Source organism: uncultured Sphingomonas sp., assembly GCF_937871615.1.
Classification (GTDB): domain Bacteria; phylum Pseudomonadota; class Alphaproteobacteria; order Sphingomonadales; family Sphingomonadaceae; genus Sphingomonas.
This window is the reverse complement of the sequence record NZ_CALMPA010000043.1, coordinates 1-1,360: the sequence shown is the minus strand read 5'-3', so window position 1 is coordinate 1,360 and position 1,360 is coordinate 1. Positions and strand designations below refer to the sequence as shown.

Annotated in this window: 1 protein-coding gene; it reads left to right on the top strand. The window is 68.6% G+C overall.

Annotation, left to right across the window (positions count from 1 at the left end):
- Positions 1 to 1,360, top strand: a 1,360-nt coding sequence (locus tag Q0316_RS11425) for a putative PEP-binding protein (RefSeq protein WP_298672465.1), incomplete at both ends; no start/stop codon positions are given.

Below are 1,360 nucleotides of genomic sequence, written 5' to 3'. Positions count from 1 at the left end.
CAATATCTGACGCTCGCCGCGCGCGAGGCGGCGGGCGCGAAGGCGGCCTCGATGGAAGAAGCGATGCCGGGGGTTTACGGCGAACTGGCCGCGGTGTTCGACCGGCTCGAAAACCATTATCGCGACATGCAGGACATCGAGTTCACCGTCGAGGCGGGGAAGCTCTGGATGCTCCAGACGCGATCGGGCAAGCGCACCGCCAAGGCCGCGCTCAAGATCGCGGTGGAGATGGCCGATGCCGGGCTCATCACCCGCGAGGAGGCGATCGCGCGGGTCGATCCGCAGGCGCTCGATCAGTTGCTCCATCCGACGCTCGATCCGCAAGCGGCGCGCGACGTGCTGACCAAGGGGTTGCCAGCCTCTCCGGGTGCGGCGAGCGGCGCGGCGGTGTTCGATGCCGACACCGCCGAACGCTGGGCGGCGGACGGCAAGGCGGTGATTCTCGTGCGCACCGAAACCTCGCCCGAGGATATCCACGGGATGCACGCGGCGAAGGGCATCCTGACCGCACGCGGCGGGATGACGAGCCACGCGGCGGTGGTGGCGCGCGGCATGGGGCGCCCGTGCGTTTCCGGTGCGGGGGCGCTGTCGATCGACGCCAAAGCCAAGATCGCGCGGATCGGCAGCCGCGAGGTGCGCGAAGGCGAAACGATCACCATCGACGGCACGACCGGCGAAGTGATGGCGGGCGAGGTCGCGACGATCCAACCCGAGTTGGCCGGCGATTTCGGCACGCTGATGGAATGGGCCGATGCGGTGCGCCGCCTCAAGGTGCGCGCCAATGCGGAAACCCCGCTCGATTGCCGCACCGCGCGCGAATTCGGCGCGGAAGGTGTGGGGCTGTGCCGCACCGAGCATATGTTCTTCGATGCCGCGCGGATCACCGCGGTGCGCCAGATGATCCTCGCGGCGGACGAGGCGGGGCGGCGCGCGGCGCTGGAGAAATTGCTGCCCGAACAGCGCAGGGATTTCGTGGAGATCCTTGAGGTGATGGCCGGATTGCCGGTGACGATCCGCCTGCTCGATCCGCCGCTGCACGAATTCCTGCCGCATGAGGAGGCCGAGTTCGCCGAAGTCGCCACCGCCGCCGGGGTGGATGTGGATACGCTGAAGCGCCGCGCGGCGGAACTGCACGAGTTCAACCCGATGCTGGGGCACCGCGGCTGCCGGCTGGGCGTGACCTATCCCGAAATCTACGAGATGCAGGCGCGCGCGATCTTCGAGGCGGCGCTCGATGTGGCGGACAAATCGGGCGAGGCGCCGATCCCCGAAGTGATGATCCCGCTCGTTGCAACGAAGCGCGAGCTGGAGCTGATGAAGGCGGTGGTCGATCGCACCGCCGAGGCGGTGTTCGCGGAGC